This window comes from Taklimakanibacter lacteus, assembly GCA_003576695.1.
In the GTDB taxonomy this organism is placed as follows: Bacteria; Pseudomonadota; Alphaproteobacteria; order Rhizobiales; family Aestuariivirgaceae; genus Taklimakanibacter; species Taklimakanibacter lacteus.
In genome coordinates, this window is the sequence record QOZQ01000009.1 from 21,316 (window position 1) to 38,730 (window position 17,415).

At 64.4% G+C, this 17,415-nt stretch carries 12 protein-coding genes; 6 read left to right on the plus strand and 6 right to left on the minus strand.

Annotation, left to right across the window (positions count from 1 at the left end):
* Positions 1-93 precede the first annotated feature (93 nt).
* The 5 genes from DT068_RS18330 to DT068_RS18350 all read right to left on the minus strand — a co-directional run bounded on the left by DT068_RS18330 (position 94) and on the right by DT068_RS18350 (position 10,206).
* Positions 94-1,593: a replicative DNA helicase gene (locus DT068_RS18330; RefSeq protein WP_119391335.1), complete on the minus strand. Its 1,500-nt coding sequence runs from the start codon at positions 1,591-1,593 to the stop codon at positions 94-96.
* A gap of 117 nt (positions 1,594-1,710) precedes the next feature.
* The gene (locus DT068_RS18335; RefSeq protein ID WP_119391336.1) at positions 1,711-5,103 is read right to left on the minus strand and encodes a caspase family protein; all 3,393 of its coding nucleotides are present in this window, start codon (positions 5,101-5,103) and stop codon (positions 1,711-1,713) included.
* Positions 5,104-5,234: 131 nt separating this feature from the next.
* Positions 5,235-8,090: a caspase family protein gene (locus tag DT068_RS18340; RefSeq protein ID WP_119391337.1), complete on the minus strand. Its 2,856-nt coding sequence runs from the start codon at positions 8,088-8,090 to the stop codon at positions 5,235-5,237.
* A 62-nt stretch (positions 8,091-8,152) separates the two neighbouring features.
* Positions 8,153-9,109, minus strand: coding sequence for a Gfo/Idh/MocA family protein (locus DT068_RS18345; RefSeq protein WP_119391338.1), 957 nt, complete (start codon positions 9,107-9,109; stop codon positions 8,153-8,155).
* Positions 9,106-10,206: a DUF4432 family protein gene (locus DT068_RS18350; protein WP_119391339.1), complete on the minus strand. Its 1,101-nt coding sequence runs from the start codon at positions 10,204-10,206 to the stop codon at positions 9,106-9,108. Before DT068_RS18350 ends, DT068_RS18345 begins: the two co-directional genes overlap by 4 nt.
* Positions 10,207-10,355: 149 nt before the next feature.
* Here DT068_RS18350 and DT068_RS18355 point away from each other — a divergent pair, with 149 nt between their 5' ends.
* Positions 10,356-11,072, plus strand: coding sequence for a GntR family transcriptional regulator (locus DT068_RS18355; protein WP_162914291.1), 717 nt, complete (start codon positions 10,356-10,358; stop codon positions 11,070-11,072).
* A gap of 3 nt (positions 11,073-11,075) precedes the next feature.
* Here the strand turns inward: DT068_RS18355 and DT068_RS18360 are convergent, their stop codons facing one another.
* Positions 11,076-11,990, minus strand: a complete 915-nt coding sequence (locus DT068_RS18360) for an SMP-30/gluconolactonase/LRE family protein (RefSeq protein WP_119391341.1) — start codon at positions 11,988-11,990, stop codon at positions 11,076-11,078.
* Between the two features lie 178 nt (positions 11,991-12,168).
* Here DT068_RS18360 and DT068_RS18365 point away from each other — a divergent pair, with 178 nt between their 5' ends.
* From DT068_RS18365 to DT068_RS18385, 5 genes are read left to right on the plus strand one after another with little or no spacing between them, the layout of a single operon-like run.
* On the plus strand, positions 12,169-13,191 hold the full coding sequence (locus DT068_RS18365) for an ABC transporter substrate-binding protein (RefSeq protein ID WP_119391342.1): 1,023 nt from the start codon (positions 12,169-12,171) through the stop codon (positions 13,189-13,191).
* 20 nt (positions 13,192-13,211) lie between these two features.
* Positions 13,212-14,675, plus strand: coding sequence for a sugar ABC transporter ATP-binding protein (locus DT068_RS18370; protein ID WP_119391343.1), 1,464 nt, complete (start codon positions 13,212-13,214; stop codon positions 14,673-14,675).
* Complete coding sequence (locus tag DT068_RS18375) at positions 14,672-15,634, plus strand: ABC transporter permease (protein ID WP_438816444.1); 963 nt, start codon at positions 14,672-14,674, stop codon at positions 15,632-15,634. Before DT068_RS18370 ends, DT068_RS18375 begins: the two co-directional genes overlap by 4 nt.
* Positions 15,631-16,581 (plus strand): ABC transporter permease, encoded by a 951-nt coding sequence (locus DT068_RS18380; protein WP_119391344.1) that lies wholly within the window; start codon positions 15,631-15,633, stop codon positions 16,579-16,581. The genes DT068_RS18375 and DT068_RS18380 overlap by 4 nt, the downstream gene beginning before the upstream one ends.
* 21 nt (positions 16,582-16,602) lie before the next feature.
* Positions 16,603-17,415, plus strand: a complete 813-nt coding sequence (locus DT068_RS18385; protein WP_119391345.1) for an HpcH/HpaI aldolase family protein — start codon at positions 16,603-16,605, stop codon at positions 17,413-17,415.

Here is a 17,415-nt window from a genome sequence, read left to right on the forward strand (position 1 = left end):
TGTAGAATATCGCACTGCGGCCTTTGAGTCTCCACGACCCTTCGGAGCGTAGTCCTATATAGTTTAGTGGCGACCTTGAAACTTGAAACGGGCTTACTGGAACTGCTCCGGCAGATGATCCGCCTTGACCAGGTCCTGGAACTTCGTCAGCGAGGCGTCGAACTGCAATTCGACGATGCCGGTGGGGCCGTGGCGCTGCTTGCCGATGATGACCTCGGCGATGCCGGTCACCCGGTTCATCTTCTCCTGCCACTCGAAATGCTCCGGCGTGTTGGGGCGAGGCTCGGTGCGCGCGAGATAGTATTCCTCGCGATAGATGAACAGCACCACGTCGGCGTCCTGCTCGATCGAGCCTGATTCACGCAAGTCGGCAAGCTGCGGGCGCTTGTCGTCGCGGTTCTCGACCTGGCGCGAGAGCTGCGACAGCGCGATGATCGGCACCTTGAGCTCCTTGGCAAGCGCCTTGAGGCCGACCGTGATCTCGGTCACTTCCTGGACGCGGCCCTCGGAGGCGCGTTTGGCCGAGCCGGCGAGAAGCTGCAGATAGTCCACGATGAGGAGGCCAAGGCCGCGCTGGCGCTTGAGCCTTCTGGCGCGGGCCGCGACCTGCGCAATGGTGAGGCCGCCGGTGGCGTCGATATAGAGCGGCAGGGCCTGCAGCTCGCGCGACACCTCGACGATGCGGTGGAACTCGTCCTCGGTGATCTTGCCGCGCCTGATGCGCTCGGACGAAATGCCGGATTGCTCGGCGATGATGCGCGTCGCCAATTGCTCCTGCGACATTTCCAGCGAGAAGAAGCCGACGACGCCGCCATCGAGGATGCGCACCGACCCGTCGGGCTGATGGTCGGCCTTGTAGTTCTTCGCCACGTGATAGGCGACATTGGTGGCGAGCGACGTCTTGCCCATGGCGGGACGCGCCGCGAGGATGATGAGGTCGGATGCCTGCAGCCCGCCCATCTTCTCGTCGAGATCGCGCAGGCCCGCCGAGATGCCGGAGAGGCCGCCGTCGCGCTGATAGGCATTGGCGGCCATGTCGACAGCCTCGGTCAGCGCCCGGCCGAAGACCTGGAAGCCCTGGCCGTATTTGCCGGTCTCGGCGATCTGGTAGAGGCTCTGTTCGGCCGTCTCGATCAGGTCGCGTGCGGTCATGTCGACCGGCGTGTCGAAGGAGGTGTTGACGATGTCGGTGCCGATATCGATGAGCTTGCGCCGCTGTGCCAGCTCATAGATGGCGCGGCCATACTCCTCGGCATTGATGATGGTGGTTGCTGCGGCCGCGAGCCTTGCCAGATAGGCAGCACCGCCAATGTCCTTCAGCGTCTCGTCGCGTTCGAAATAGGTCTTGAGCGTCACCGGCGAGGCAAGCTTGCCGGCGCGGATGAGGGTGGCCGCCGCTTCATAGATGCGCGCATGCACCGCCTCGAAGAAATGCGACGGGTCGAGGAAGGACGAGACCCGGTCGCAGGCTTCGTTGTTGACCAGGATCGCGCCCAGAAGCGCCTGTTCCGCCTCGATATTATGCGGCGGCGAGCGATAGGAGTCGGATTCTGGTTCGGGCTCGAGCACCCGGGCGGTGTTGGTTGCGTTCATGGGACTGTGATAGCGACTGGCCGCGTCAGGCGGCGATTCGTTTCGATATTATGCGCGCTATCCACAGCCTGATGGCGTCAGCAGTATTCTCACGAACAGGTGATCGAGCCTATCTCTCTATTGCGGCTGGGGAATCTGTTCTGCCGGGAGTGCTTCAGGCGGACCCTCAACACCCTCTTGCGGAGGAGTCGACGGATTTTCCTGCGCCGGCGGCTCGGGAACCTTCGGCGCGAGTGCTGCGAGCGCATCATCGAAGCCCTTCAGGCTCTTGGTGAAGGACTCGTCATACTGGGTGGTGCCTGTCGACCTGTAGACATCCCAGGCCGCCTGGACGGCGCGCTTGCCGCTTTCGAGAATGGCGGTGTCGCCCTTGCGCTTGCCGATGCTGTATTGCGCGACGCCGAGATTAAGCTGGGTGGTGGCCCAGTCCGTCGGCTGCTGCTCGCGGGTCAGCACGGTGAGAGCTGCCTCAAGCGCGGCGGCGGCCTTCGTCATGCGTGAATTGCTGCGTTCGCGTTCGGCGAGGAGGCGCAGCACGGCGCCGAGATTGCTCTGCGTCATTGCCCATTCCACCGGGCTGCTCTCACGCGTCCTGACCGCGAGCGCTTTCTGATAGGCATTGACGGCCCGAAGCAGAGGGTCGTTGCCCTTCTTGCGGTCGGCAACCTTTTGCAGCGCGAGGCCGAGATTGTGCTGGGTCGTGGCCCATTGCTGCGGCATGTCCTCTTTTTTCCACACGGAAAGAGCCGCTTCATAGGCATTGATCGCATTGTTGAGCGGCCTGGTGCCGGGCTCACGCGTGCCCATGGCCAGGAAGGCATCGCCGAGACCGTTCTGCGTTTCGGCCCAGCCCTGCGGAGACCGATCTCGGGTCCGCACCTGCAAGGCGGCCCGGTAGGCCGAGATGGCCCGGGTCAGGTTGCCGGTGTCGGTCTCCTGACCGGCCAGAGCCGCCAGCGCCGAGCCGATGCCGTTCTGCGCCGTGGCCCAGTCGAGCGGTGCCTTGTCGCGCGTCCATTCGATGAGAGCCGATTCGTAAGCGGCGACCGCGCTGGCGAAATAGCCCGTATTTTTCGTCCGCTGGCCCAGCACCTGGAACAGGATGCCGAGCTTGGCCTGGGTCGCCGCCCATTCGCGCGGCACCCGGCTGCGGGTGCGCTCGCTGAGCGCCGCCCCGTAGGCGGAGACGGCCTTGAGCAGGGTTTCGGGGCTGTTCTCGCGCTCGCCGATGGTCTGCAGCAGGCCGCCGAGATTGTTCTGGATCGCCGCCCATTCAAGCGGCACCCGCTGGCGCGTCGACACGGTGAGAGCGAGCTCATAGGCCGCGGCCGCCTTCTTGAGCAGCTCGGTATCGTTCTCGGCCTCGCCCGACGCCTGCAGCGCCGCGCCCAGGCTGTTCTGGATCAGCGCCCATTGCTGGGGAACACGCTCGCGGGTGAGCTCGGTCAGCGCCGTCTCATAGGTCGCGATCGCCTCCTGCATCTTCTGCGGCGCCTTGCCGAGCCGCCCCAGGCTCTGCAGGGCATTGGCCCGGTTATATTGCAGGGTGCCCCAGCCCAGCGGGTCGCGCTCGCGCTTCGTCACGCCAAGTGCCGTCTCGAGCGTCGAGAGCGATTGTTCGAGCTTGGCTTGATCGTTCTGGCGCTCGCCAATGAGCCTGAGCGCGATGCCGAGGCCATATTGCGCCTTGGCCCATTCGCGCGGGAGCTGCTCGCGCTTCAGCTCAGTGAGCGCGGCTTCATAGGCGGCAACCGCCTTGGTCAGCTTGTCGACGCCGCTCTCGGCCTCGCCCAGACTGCGCAAGGCGCCGCCCAGGCTGTTTTGCGTCGTCGCCCACTCGACCGGGAACCGCTCATGCGTCCACTGGGTGAGCGTCGCCTCAAAGGCGGCAACGGCATCGGTCGCCAATTGCTGGTTGCCGGTGCGTTCCGCGAGGAGCTGCAGGGCATTGCCCAGATTGTTCTGGGCCGCGGCCCAGGCGACCGGATTCTTGCCTTTGGCGCTGTCATTCACGACCGACTGATAGAGGGAGATCGCGGCCTTCGTCGCCCCGTCATCGGGCTTGTAGCGGCCGTAATTGGCAAGCGCGTCGGCCTCGTTCATGCGATAGACGATCGCCCACACGGCACTGCGCCCTTCGACCTGTCCGAGCGCCTTGCGATATTGCTCGGCGGCTCTCAGGAAATCGAGGGCGAGGACCGCGGTATCGCCATAGTCGCCGAAGATCGAGGCCAGCTCGACGCGGTCGGCGGTCGTTGCGTTGGGCCGCTGGTCGACGACCCGGACGAGATCATCGGCGCGCCCGCCCGCTTTGGCGCGATTTCTCATGGCGAGCGCAATGGCGCCTTGCGCCTGCGCCTGGTCGGCAAGGCCGGCGAGCTCGGCGAGTTGCGGGTCCTTGCGCTGGGAGACGACGCGTTCCGAGAGGATCTTCTTGAGCGTCTCGGCGCTGGCGCGCAACTGGTCGTCGATCTTGTCGATGCCCACCGACATGTCGACATTGAGCTCCTTCAGCATGCCATAGAGGGGATCAAGCGGCAGGGACTGGTCGCGGGCGAGATTCTCGACCGCGCGCCTGATATCGGGCGGCGTTGCGGTGATGGAGAGCAGGAGGTCGCGGCGCGCTTGCGTCAGGGCGGCCTCGTCACCGGTCTCGGCTGCTGCATCGGCAGGGCCGCCGAAATTGAGGACACGCTTCAGGCCGCCGCTTGTCCAGGGCCGCTGCCGGGTCTCGGTGGCGAGATAGACTTCCTCGGTGACCATCGCCATGACCTGGCTGAAATCCAGCTCGCGGCTGGCGCCCAGATGCTTGAGCAGGGCTGCGGCATAGGGGCTGCTGTCGCCGGAGGGAGCTTCGAGCGCCGCTTGCCGCGGATCGGCGGCAAAGCTGATCACCTGGCCGGTGGCGTCTGGCGTTGCCGAGGTCTCGACGACAGGCGCGCCGAGGCCCGAAGACGAGATCGGTTCGCTGGCGGAATTCGCATCCCGCCTGACCACGGCATATTTCGGGAAGGAGGTGGACCGGTTGGCATCGACAAGCAGGATGATCGTCTTGGTCTTCTGCCGCAGCCTGTCGAGCACGCTTTGCAGGGAGATGAGGTTCTGGTCGGCCGCCTCGAGTGAATTGAGGTCGGTGTCGGTGGGGAGCAGGTAGGTGACGCCACCGGCCTCGATCGCATGGCCCGAATAATAAAGGAGCGCCACATCGGCGCTGCCCGCTTTGTCGATGAAGCTGTCGACCGAGCGGCGCAGCGCCTGCGCCTTGCCGTTGGCGGCGATATCGGTCGCGAGGCCAAGCCTGGTCAGAAGTTCCCCGATGGCGCGGGCATCGCGCTCGGAGGTTGGAAGCGGCGGCAGCGACTCATAGGCCTGTTCGCCGATCGCCAGGGCCACGCCTTTGAGCGGCTTGGCGTCCTGGGCGGAGCCGGAACCGGTTGCGAGCACGATGACCAGGAGGGCGCAGATCGCTGCCGTGACGGTCTTTGCGACAAAGCTTGTCAGTGGGGGCATGAGTCCATTCTAGCGCGTGGCTGTGAAAAGTGGATACGGTTTTGCATTCGCCGGGCTGCCAAACTCGAGTTTCATCATGGGCATCGACACTGTTCCATTTTGGCGAGGCAGGTTCCCTGTGGCCTGGCGGATCACCGTTTCAACGCCCGGGCTTCGGCGAGAAAACTCTCGACCTTTGCGATATTCTGGGAGGCATTGGCTTCCCGGTAGACACCGAGGGCGGCTTCGAAGGCCTGGATCGCCTGATCCGCCGCCCTGCGGCCTCCGCCCCTGCGGACAAGCTCAAGCGACGTCAGGCCGACGAGAACTTGCGTATTGGCCCATTGATGGGGCGACTGCTTCCGGCTTCTTTCCTCGAGCGATGCCTTGAGCGCGGTGAGCGCCTGCTTCAGGGTTGCGGTTCCGGTTTCCAGCTCGCCAAGGCTGCGCAGCGCGTTGCCGAGATTGTTCTGCGCCTTGGACCATTGCTGCGGCGCCTGCTCACGGGTGAACACCAGAAGTGACGAGCGATGGGCGGCGATCGCTTCCGCCAGGACGCGACGGTCGCCTCTCTGCGCACCCAGCATCTGCAGCACGGCGCCGAGATTGCTCTGTGTGATTCCCCATTGATAGGGCATGCTCTCTTTGGTGCGCACCGCGAGGACCGCCCGCAGGGCCTCCGCCGCTCCCTCGAGAGCGGCGGCATCATTTTCCGTCTGGCCGATCAAAGCGAGGGCGGAACCGAGATTGTTCTGCGTCTCTGCCCACAAGGCCGGACTGTCTTCGCGCTTGCGCTCTCGCAAGGCGGACTGGAAGGCCATGACCGCTTCCTTGATGCGTCCGATATCGCCTTCGCGCTGGCCGATCGTGGTGAGGACATTGCCGAGATTGTTCTGCACCATCGACCAATCGACCGGCGCGAGCTCGGGTGCCAGCACTTCAAGCGCCAGGCGATAGGTGGAGGCTGACTCAAGCAGAGTCTCGGTCCCGGTCTCTCTTTCGCCGATGCTGCGCAAGGCGGTGCCGAGATTGCTTTGGGTAACCGCCCACATCAACGGCACTGATGCGCGGGGCTGCTCTTCGAGCGCTGTGCGGTATGCTGTGGCGGCTTCTCGAAGGCGCGCCATATCGCCTTCCCGTTCGCCAAGCAGTCGCAGGGCATTGCCCAGATTATTCTGGGCGCGGGACCAATCGAAGGGCGCGCTGTCGCGCGGCATGGCTTCCAGAGCCGCGCTGAACGCCACCGCGGCTTCGCGCAGCTTGGCTGTATCGCTCTCGCGCTCGCCGAGCGTGAAGAGGACGTTACCGAGATTGTTTTGCGCCATGCCCCAGCCGGCGGCATCGCGTTCGCGTGGCAAGGCCTCGATAGCTGCCTGAAGGGCGGTCGCAGCCTCGGTCAATCTTTTTGAACTGGCCTCGCGGTCGCCCAGGGCATGGAGCACATTGCCGAGATTGTTCTGGGTTTTACCCCAGTTTTTTGGGTCGCTCTGGATACTCACCAGCTGAAGCGCCCTCTGATATGCGCTGACCGCGCCTTCGAAGCTTGGCTTGCTGCCGGCGCTTTCGCCTTGCTCGGCGAGCATGTTGCCGGCCTCGAATTTGTAGAGCCAGGCGAGCGCATCATCCCATTTGGCGACCAGATCATAGGCCCTGTCGTAGTCGCGGGCCGCAGCAAGAAAGTCGAAGGCAAGGCTCGCCGCTTCCGCACGTTTGGCATAGACCGCCGCATCGGCGATGCGCCGTTCCTTCACACGCTCCTCGATCGCATCGACGGAGGCGCGGTCCTTCTCGACAATGGCGACGGCCTGGTCGAGGAAGGAGCGGGCGGTCGCGATGGCGCCTTGCCGGATCGCCGCATCGGCGGCGCCCGCGAGCCGTGCGATTTCGGGATTGTAGGGCTTGAGCGCATCGCGCTCCGTGACCATCTTCTTGAGCGTCGCGGCCTGGGCGCGGAGGAACTTCTCCAGCACCACCGGATCCTTCGGGATGTCGGTAGCGCCCATCGCGCGCGCAATGCCATAGAGCGCATCGAGCGACACACCATCCTTGTCAGCGATCGTCTCGACCTGCTTGCGTTCGGCGGTCGGCAGGCGGGCGATGGTGAGCAGCAGCTGGCGGCGTTCCCTGGTGATCAGGCCGCTGTCGCCCGTCGCCTCGGGCGCCGTGCCGCCGAAATAGAGAAGCCGCCTCAGGCTCTCATTGATCCAGGGCCTCTGACGCGTCTTGGTCGCGAGATAGACTTCCTCGGTCACCATGCGCATCACCGTGCCGAATTCCTCGCCCTTGAGGGCGGAGAAGTGGCGCAGCAGGGCTGCGGCATAGGGGCTGTTCTGGCCGGGCTCGCCGTCGAGCGCCGCCCGGCCGGGCTCGGCCGCGAGGCCGATCACCATGCCGAGATTGTCGCTCTGGGCCTGCTCTTCCGCCACGCTCATGCCGCGCGGCGCGCCAAGCCCGATGGCGGCAACGGGCTGCGGTTCAGCCTGTCCGGCGACCATGATCGTCGCGCCGGGCGGAAACGGGTTGGTGCGGCAGGCATCGAGCAGCAGGATGACGACCGGCACATTGCGCTTGAGCCGCTCCATGACCTGGGAAAGCGGCATCAGCCTTTCACCGGCATCGGCGAGTGAAGCGGGGTCGGCGTCTATTGGGATGAGATAGTTCTCGCCGCCCGCCTCGATGCCATGACCGGAATAATAGAGGAGGGCGACATCGGCGCCCTCGGCATCCTCGATGAAGCGGTCGAGATCGCGCTTGAGCTTGTCGGCGTCGCGGTCGGTGACACTGCGCGTATCGAAGCCGAGGTTGGTCAGGAGGCCGTCGACGGCGCGCGCATCCTGGGACGGATTGGCGAGAGGGGTGACATGGGCATAATGCGACTGGCCGATGATGAGGGCGACACCTTTGAGAGGCTTGCCATCCTGCGCCAGGGTAGGAGAAAGCAAGGCGAGCAACAAAACACTCACCGCCACAATTACGGTCTTCACCGCATTGCTCGCCGGATTCCGCATCGTCCTATCCTAACGGAAGCTCGCGGCATGACGATGGCAAAATTGCGCCAAACCGGGTTTGGTTAAGGCAGCCGGACAATGCCGCCTTCCCGCAGCGAGGCCATCGCCGCCTCGGCGATCTGAAGACCGGCATAGGCATCGCCGGATGTCACGATGCCGGGTCTTTTGCCTTTCCGGATACAGTCGACGAAACAGGAATCCTCGGCAATGAGCGAGACATCCTCCTGCCCGGCGAGGTCGATGCTCCGGGGCGAGGTGCCATATTGGCGGATATAGGTAGCCGTTTCGAAATCGATGCCGCCTTGCTCGCCGACGATCTCGATGCGGTCGGGCGGCAGCGCCTCACCCGGAAAGGTCCAGGCCGTGGTGAGGGACCATGAGGCGCCGTTCCGGCCGCCTGCCGTCATCAGCGTGTGCGAGCGGTGCTGCCGGTCGGCGGGGCTGCGCCGGGCCAGAACCTCCGAGACGAAAGCACCCGTCATCCACAGAGCGAGATCGATATCGTGGATCATCGTCATCATGATGGGGTCGATATCGGTGTAGCGCAGCGCATGGCTGTCATCGCGGTAGCGCCGCGACGCGAAGGACAGGACCCGCCCGATCGCGCCCGATGCGATGACGTCGAAAATCATTCGATGCGGCTCGGAAAATCTGAGGACATGGCCCGGCAGCACGAAGGCGGGCCCCTTGGCATCGGCCTCGGCCAGTAGCGCCGCATCGGCGGCGGTCATCGCGACCGGCTTCTCGACCAGAACCGGAATGCCGCGTGCGAGAGCCGCCTTTGCCAGCGGCACATGCGTGTGTCCTGGCGTGGCGATGATCAGCCCATCCGGCCTGTGGCGGTCGATCAGCGGGATGATGTCGGTGCCCCAGTCTTTCACGCCGTGGCGTTCGGCAGCACCCTGCGCGGCCTTGCCGTTGATATCGGCGATGGCCGCGACCTCGACGCCCTCGATGCGGGCCAGCGCGCGCAGATGCTCCTCACCGAACAGTCCCGCCCCGGCAAGTGCCAGTCTCATTTTGCCTCTTGCCTGATGCCATCGATCTTCTGCTTGAGCCCGGCGGCGTCGCTCTCCTCGAGAGCGCCGAATGCGAGATTGCAGCGGAACTCGCCGGCGGGCGGAATGATGCGCAGCCGGCCTTGCGCCTTCTCGGCCACATAGCCATTGGGATCGGCGGTCGCCGGCAGCATGAGGCCCAGCGCATCCTGATCGCCGAAGCGGCTCATCCAGCGCACGCCGCGATCGAGCTCGCCCGGGCGATGGCTGACGAAATCGGCCGTGCCGTCGGGCAGCATCTGCGCGCTGTGCGCCCAGCCATCGCCATCGGCTCCGCAATCAAGCGAGAGCACCAGTTCCGGATCGATCGCCCGGCCGGCCACGATCTCGCGGTGCCGGCGCGGATCGGCCAGCATCTCATCGAGGAACTGGCGGTACTGCGGCGAGGGGACATAATTCGCCGGCAGCCGGGTGCGTATGCGCATATTGCGCGGATCGTCCGGCACGGTGTCGATGATACGGGCATTGTCGACGGGGCGGAAATTGATATGCGCCAGATACATGAGCTCGAGCGGCGCGTGCTTCAGATTGCGCACGCTGAGCGAGAGGCGGATGCGGCCGGTCTTCGCATCGAGCTTGACCACGGGCTGGGCCACATAGTTATGGGTGAAGGCGACCCGGTGGCGATAGGTGCCGGTCAGAGCCATGAAGGGGCCGTCTTCATCTTCGCCGATGATGAGCCTGGCCTCCTGGTAGATCGCATTGGGAAGCTCGCCATGCAGCGGATGCTTGTCCTCCGGCCCGGGATTGCCCATGGCGGTGACGCCGCAATGGATGAAGAAGGCGCCATAGGTCGAGAGATAGTCCTGGGTGGGGATGGGTTCGTCGAACATCGAGCCCATGGTGAGGCGGCGGCCGAAGAACACGGCATCCCAGATCTGCTGGCCCTGGAACGGCAGGAGCTCGATGAGACCCGCTTCATTGGCGATGGTGAGGCCGGCGACACCGCTCGCATAGCGGAAGCAGGTGGCGGTCATGCCGCCGCAGCTTGCGAGCACGGTGGGTGCAGACGTGAAATGCTCGGGCCGCAAGTGGATGGTAATGGGTTCGATGCTCATCGGTTGATCGCAGTTGGGGAGGGAAGCGGATCATGCCGTCTTTCCCTCCCGCCGCAAGGCTGCAGAGAAAGAAAGTGGACCGCGATTGTGCCTGACTCTGCCATATGGTACCTCATATGCAACGCGGCGAAGACCGGAAAGCGAGCGTCATGTCCCTGGAATTCACTATTTCCCGGCCGAAATCCTTGGCCGCGACCGTGGCCGACCGGCTGCGGCAGGCCATCATCGATGCCGAGCTCGCATTGGGCAGCGAGCTGTCGGAAGCGGGGCTTGCCGGCAAGCTGGGCGTGAGCCGCACGCCGGTTCGTGAAGCGCTCACCCTTCTGCAGCAGCAAGGGATGGTCAACATCATCCCCCAGCGCGGAAGCTATGTGTTCTTTCCGACCGAGCAGGATCTCATCGATCTGTGCGAATACCGCATCCTGCTGGAATGCCGTGCCATGCGGCTGTCGATCGAGCGGCAGCGCGACGCGACCTTGGCGCAGCTGAACCAGGCGCTCTCGGCCATGGAGCAGGCGCGGGCTGCCGGCGATGCCGTGGCTTATTCGCGCGCCGACACGCATTTTCACGAAGCCTTCATCGGCAATTGCGGCAATCGCTATCTGATGGAGGGCTATGAGCAGGTCTCGGGGCAGATTTCGACCTTGCGCAATCATCTGTCCGCACCGCTCGCCGGCGTCCAGGAGCGCTCCTATGCTCACCACAAGGAGATAACCGGTGCTTTTGCACGTGGCGATGTATCTGCCATCGAGACGATCCTCACCGAGCACATATCGGCGACCCGCCACTCCTATATCGAGGCGCTGAAGCGCGGCATCATCAAGGATCCGGGCCGCGCCGCGAGCGGGCTTTCGCTCAAGGGCTGATCTTCAGAAGGTCTTGACGCCCTGGACCGGCAGCCGGATTCCATAAAGCGAAGTCGTGCCGCATATATAGAGATAATTGCGCCTGGGGCCGCCGAAGCACACATTGGCCACGACTTCCGGCACTTTGATTTTGCCGAGGAGCGTGCCGTCTGTGTCATAGCAGTGCACGCCGTCGCCGGCACTGGTCCAGATGCGGCCTGCATCATCGACGCGCAATCCGTCAAAAAATCCGGCAGTCGATGTGGCGAAGAGACCGAGAAATTTGAGGCGGCCATCATCACCGACGCGGAACTTGCGGATATGCTGGGGACCGTCGACGCGATGGCTGCGGCCGGTGTCGACGATATAGAGCAGGCTTTCATCCGGTGAGAAGGCGAGGCCGTTGGGCTGCACGAAATCATCGGCGACGACTTTCAGGCGGCCATCGCGGGGATCGATCCGATAGACGAAATTGCCGGGCTGCTCGATCTCGCCCTTGACGCCCATATAGTCGGACTCGACCCCATAGACGGGATCGGTGAACCACAGGCTGCCATCGGATCTCTCGACGATGTCATTGGGGCTGTTGAGGCGCCGGCCGTTGAATGAATCGACAAGCGACACCACCGTTCCGTCCACCTCGGTGCGCGACACGCGCCGCCCGCCATGCTCGCAGGTCACGAGCCGCCCGGCGCGATCGACGGTATTACCGTTTGAATGGCCGCAAGGATGACGGAAGACGCTCACCATGCCGCTGCATTCATCATAGCGCAGCATGCGGTCATTGGGGATGTCCGACCAGACGAGATAGCGCCCGGCCGGGAAATAAGCCGGGCCCTCGGCCCAGCGGCACCCCGTATAGAGCAAGTCCAGCCGGGCCGTGGATACGAACAGGCGCGAGAAGCACGGATCCAGGACTTCGAAGCACGACATACTCATCCCGAGAATCTCCACTTGGTCAACTTGCGCGAAATTTCCGGGCGCAGATGCCACAAACGATCTTGTGGCGCAATACTGTATACTGTACCTTAGGCTCAATGCCGTTGGCGCACCGCGGCAGGGCAGGCATGGGGACATGCCGAAGGTTCAAGGAAAACGGGTGCTTGGGAGGAAATCGATGAAGTCACCGCTAACGCTCATGGCCGCAACGCTTCTGGCGGCCACGCTCGCTGTTCCGGCCATGGCCGACACATCGGGCAAGAAAATCGCGCTTTCGAACGGCTATGCCGGCAATTCCTGGCGCCAGAGCATGCTGCAGAGCTGGGCCAGGATCGGCAACCAGGCGATCGCCGACAAGGTCGTGGCCGCGGCCGATGCCTTCACCACCGCCGCGCGCGAGGCTCCGCAGCAGGCGGCCCAGATCCAGAATCTCATCCTGCAGGGCTATGACGCGATCGTCGTCAATGCCTTGTCGCCCGACGCGCTCAATGGCGCGGTCAAGCAGGCTTGCGATGCCGGTATTGTCGTGGTCGCCTTCGATGGGCTCGTCACCGAGCCCTGCGCCTACAAGGTCACCGTCGATCTCGCCGAGACCTATGGTGCCGAGCAGGTGCGCCAGATGGCCAAGCGCCTGCCGAAGGGCGGCAACATCCTTTATATACGCGGCGTCGCCGGCACCAGCATCGATGACGAGATCACCAAGGGCGTGCTGCGCGAGATCGAGAAGTTTCCCAATATGAAGATCGTCAGCACGGTGCATGGCGATTGGGACCAGACGACGGCGCAGAAGGCGGTCACCGGCGTGCTGCCGTCCTTGCCGCAGATCGACGGCATCATCGACCAGGGCGGTGACGGCTATGGCACGGCGGAAGCCTTCCGCAGCGCCGGCCGGCCCTTGCCGGTCATCATGCTGGGCAACCGCAAGGACGAGCTCGTCTGGTGGAAGCAGCAGATCAAGGAGAAGGGCGACTACGACACCTGGTCGGCCTCCGAAGCGCCCGGCATGGGCACCTTCGCCTTCTGGGTGGCGCAGCAGATCCTCGACGGCAAGGACGTGCCGAAGGAAGTTCCGATGGGCATCCTTTATGTCGACAAGGAGACGCTCGATGCGCAGATCGCCGCCACACCCGATGGCGGGGTTGCCAATGTCGAATATTCCCAGGACGATGTGGTCAAGGCCATCGCCGCAGTGAAGAAGTAACAGCAGGCAGGCGCGACCACATGCATGACGGATGCAAACCGGCTGCCGTCTCGCTGTCGGCGATTTCGAAGTCGTTCGGCACTGTGAAGGCGCTCACCGGCGTCGACTTCCATGTCGATGTCGGTGAGTGTGTCGGCCTTGTCGGCCATAACGGAGCCGGCAAATCGACGCTCATGCATGTGGTCGGCGGCACTTTGCATCCGGATGCCGGAAAGCGCGAGATCGCCGGCAACATGGTGCCCGACTACTCGGTGGCGCTCGCCAGGCGGCTGGGCGTGCGCTGCGTGTTCCAGGAATTGTCTCTGTGCCCCAATCTGACGGTGGCGGAGAATGCGCGCATCGTCCACAAGACGCTCACCGGATTTGGCTCGCTTGCCCATGCGAGCGAGTTGATCCGGAACAAGCTCGATGAGATATTTCCCGGTCATGGCATTCATGCCGGCGATCACTTGGGTGAGCTTTCCATTGCGCGGCGCCAGATGGTCGAGATCGCGCGCGCCTTCACCGCGAGCAGCGATCCGGTACGCCTGGTCATTCTGGACGAGCCGACATCGTCGCTCGATGCCCATGCCTCGGCGCAACTGCTGGCCTTTGTGCGCCGCGTGTGCGGCGAAGGGGTCAGCGCCATCTTCATTTCCCATCTCCTCGATGAAATCCTCAAGGTGAGCGATCGGATCGTGGTGATGCGCGACGGTACGGTTTCCGATTCAGGGGGGATATCCGAATTCAACCGCGACAGGCTGATGCTGGCGATGGGCGGCCACGCCAGGCCCGGGCCGGCGGGCGCCTCGGCCCGCCGCAGCGGCGCCAATGTGAGGGTGAAAGCGCGGCCGGCAAGTGCCGAAAACCGCATGGATCTCGTTGCCCATGAAGGCGAGGTGGTGGGGCTGTCGGGCCTCGCCGCGCACGGCCAGACCGAGCTGCTGGTGCGGATTTTCCAGGGCGCATCGCAACGCCTCGCCGGCATCGAGACCGTTGGGTCGGTGGCCGTCGTGGCGGGTGATCGCCAGACCGACGGCATTTTCCCTCTCTGGTCGATCATGGAGAATATCTCCATCCGTTCGCTCGCCGGCCTGAGCCGGAACTTCCTGATCTCGGTCGGCCAGCAGCGGGCGCTTGCCGAAACCTGGCGCGAAAGGCTCAGCATCAGGACGCCAGATATGGCCAATCCCATTCTCTCGCTCTCCGGCGGCAACCAGCAGAAGGCGCTCTTCGCGCGCGCTCTCGCCTCCGATGCGACGATCATCCTCATGGATGATCCGATGCGCGGCGTCGATATCGCCACCAAGCTAGAGGTCTATGACATCATCCGCGCCGAGGCCGCGAAAGGGCGGACCTTCATCTGGTACACGACCGAGATCGACGAGCTGCAGAATTGCGACCATGTCTATGTGCTGCGCAATGGATGCATCGTGGCCGAGTTCGTCCGCGATGAAATGAGCGAGGGCAACGTCATTCACGCCTCCTTCGGAGAAGCCGCGTGAGCGAGATCGTGGCCACGAGGCCCTTGGCGTCCCTGCGGCTTTCGCCGGCGCGGTTGCGCGCCGCCCTGCCTTTCGTCTCGCTCGCCCTCATGCTGCTGGCGATCGGCTGGCTCAACCCGCGCGCCATCAGTTATCTGGGCTTCAATCTCATGCTCAATCTGGCGGTGCCGGTGGCGCTGGCGACGATCGCCCAGCTCTTCGTCATCACCGTCAACGATCTCGATCTGTCGGCCGGCTATTTCATCAGCTTCATCGCCTGCATCGCCGTCACCACGCTGGGCGACCATCCCTTTCTCGGCGGCCTGGCGATCATCGGCTCCATCGCCATCTATGCCGCGATCGGGGCTCTGATCCATCTGCGCGACCTTCCGTCCATCGTCGTCACGCTCGGCATGAGTTTTGTCTGGCAGGGATTCGCTCTGATGGTGCTGCCGCAGCCGGGCGGCAAGGCGCCCGAATGGCTGCAGGGACTCATGGGGATTCGCATTCCCTTCGTGCCGTTCCCGATCGTCGCGGTGATCCTCATCGGGCTGGTCGGCCACATCATCCTGATGCGGACGCCTTATGGCGCCGTGCTGCGCGGTGTTGGCGGCAATTCGGCGGCTGTCGCGCGCGCCGGCTGGTCGGTGCTCAGTGCCAGGATCCTCGCCTTCACGGCGGCAGGGGTTTTCGGCGTCCTCTCCGCGCTGTCGCTGGTCGGCCTGTCCACCGCCGCCGACGCCAATATCGGGGCGGGCTACACATTGCTCGCCATTGCCGGCGTTATTCTGGGCGGCGGCGAATTCACCGGCGGCCGCGTTTCGGCGCCCGGCGCGGTCGCGGGCGCGGTGACACTGACCTTGGCTTCGGCTTCGCTCCTTTCCTTCATGCGCATCCCGCCCGATTGGCAGATCGGCGCCAACGGCCTGATCCTCGTCATCGTTCTGGCCGTCCGCGCCGCCATCGGGAGGCGTCCATGACGGCGCTTCGCCGCGAATTTTTCGCCAAGCCGTGGATCTGGTCCTTCATGGGGGCCGTCCTCGTTTTCATGGTCAGCCTTGCTTTCACCGGCGGCGCCGGCGCCGGCGGCATGGCCGTGGCTGCCCTGTCGCTCGCCGCCTTCGCGGTGGTCGTCGGGTTGGGCCAAATGTTCGTGATCTCGCTCGGACCCGGCAATGTCGATCTGTCGCTTCCGGCCAATATCGGCCTGGCCAGCGCCGTCGCCATGAAAATCATGGGCGGCTCCGATGCCTGGATACTGGCGGGGATCTTGGCCGCCTGCGCCGGCGGGCTTGCGATCGGTCTCGCCAATTACTGGCTGATCCGGGCGCTGCGCATTCCGCCCATCATCGCCACTTTGTCGATGAGCTTCATCGTGCAGTCGATCGACATCGCCTATGGGCGCGGCCTGCAGGTCAAGCCGCCGCCGGCCTTCGCCGATTTCACCGACTGGCGTCTCCTCGGCATTCCGGTCTTCGTGCTGCTGGTCATCGCGATAACGGTGGTTGCCGCTATCGCCCTCGACCGCACCTTGTACGGGCGCTCGGTTCTCGCCATCGGGCAGAATATGCGGGCTGCTTGGCTGGCGGGTGTCAAGGTCGAACGCATCCGCTGCTTCACCTACGGGCTCTGCGGCCTCCTGGGCGGCCTCAACGGGGCCCTGTTGGCCGCCTATTTCCGCGGCTCCTCGGTCGATATCGGCAATGAATATCTCCTGGCCTCCATCGCCGTCGTGGTGATCGGCGGCACCTCGGTGGCCGGCGGGCGCGCCAATGTGCCGGGCTTGTGGGGTGCGGCACTTTTCCTGGTGCTGTTGCAGATCATGCTCAATACTTTCGGCGCGGACGCCAGTGTCCGCCTCGTCACCACGGGGCTCGTCATCATTGCCGTCATCACGGCAGCCGGCGGACGCCGGCAGCTGCGCTGACCGTAGGAAGGAATCGTTTTCGTGTTCAGACCAAATCTCCTCAAGCAACGCCTCGGCCGGGGCGAAAAGCTCTTCGGCAGCTGGATCGCGACCGGCAACGCCACCAATGTCGAGATCCTGGGACATTCAGGCTTCGACTATCTCCTCATAGATCTCGAGCACGGGCAGGGGGAGATTTCCGATCTCATCGCCATGCTGCGCGCCGCCGAGACCACCGGCACGCCCTGTGTCGTGCGCGTGCCGTGGAATGATCCGGTGACGCTCAAGCGCGTGCTGGATGCGGGCGTCGACAGCGTCATGATTCCCATGATCGAGAATGAAGATGAGGCGAAGGCGGCGGTGCGCGCCTGCCGCTATCCCCCGCTCGGCAGCCGCGGCTATGCGGCGCCGCTCGTGCGCGCCTCGACCTTCGGTGCGGTCAGCGATTATATCCACAGGGCAGCCGACAATCTCCTGATCATCCTGCAGATCGAATCCGCCGGCGCCGTCGCGCAGGCGCGTACGATCTCAGCCGTCGACGGCGTCGACATCGTCTTCATCGGCGTCAATGACCTGGCCGGATCGATCGGGCGCCTGGAGCAGCTCGACCATCCGGATGTCCGGGCGCTGGTGAAGCAGGCGGAAACCGCCATACAGGCCTCGGGGCGCTGGCTCGGCACCGTTCCGAGCGCCGGGGCTTCCTGGCAGGAGCTGTTCGATGCGGGCTATCAATTCGTGCCGGTCGCGAGCGACACCGGGCTTCTGCGCGATGCGGCCTTCGCCTCAGTGCGTGAGCAGCGCCGGTATCGCGACGGCGGCCAAACGGCGCAACCGGCACGCAAGGGCGGTTACTGA

Excerpts from the sequence above, each read along its gene's own strand:
- DT068_RS18335 (WP_119391336.1), bottom strand. The coding sequence starts at position 5,103 with ATGCCCCCACTGACAAGCTTTGTCGCAAAGACCGTCACGGCAGCGATC.
- DT068_RS18340 (WP_119391337.1), bottom strand. The coding sequence starts at position 8,090 with ATGCGGAATCCGGCGAGCAATGCGGTGAAGACCGTAATTGTGGCGGTG.
- DT068_RS18350 (WP_119391339.1), bottom strand. The coding sequence starts at position 10,206 with ATGAGCATCGAACCCATTACCATCCACTTGCGGCCCGAGCATTTCACG.
- DT068_RS18355 (WP_162914291.1), top strand. The coding sequence starts at position 10,356 with ATGTCCCTGGAATTCACTATTTCCCGGCCGAAATCCTTGGCCGCGACC.
- DT068_RS18380 (WP_119391344.1), top strand. The coding sequence starts at position 15,631 with ATGACGGCGCTTCGCCGCGAATTTTTCGCCAAGCCGTGGATCTGGTCC.
- DT068_RS18345 (WP_119391338.1), bottom strand. The coding sequence starts at position 9,109 with ATGAGACTGGCACTTGCCGGGGCGGGACTGTTCGGTGAGGAGCATCTG.
- DT068_RS18330 (WP_119391335.1), bottom strand. The coding sequence starts at position 1,593 with ATGAACGCAACCAACACCGCCCGGGTGCTCGAGCCCGAACCAGAATCC.
- DT068_RS18370 (WP_119391343.1), top strand. The coding sequence starts at position 13,212 with ATGCATGACGGATGCAAACCGGCTGCCGTCTCGCTGTCGGCGATTTCG.
- DT068_RS18360 (WP_119391341.1), bottom strand. The coding sequence starts at position 11,990 with ATGAGTATGTCGTGCTTCGAAGTCCTGGATCCGTGCTTCTCGCGCCTG.
- DT068_RS18365 (WP_119391342.1), top strand. The coding sequence starts at position 12,169 with ATGAAGTCACCGCTAACGCTCATGGCCGCAACGCTTCTGGCGGCCACG.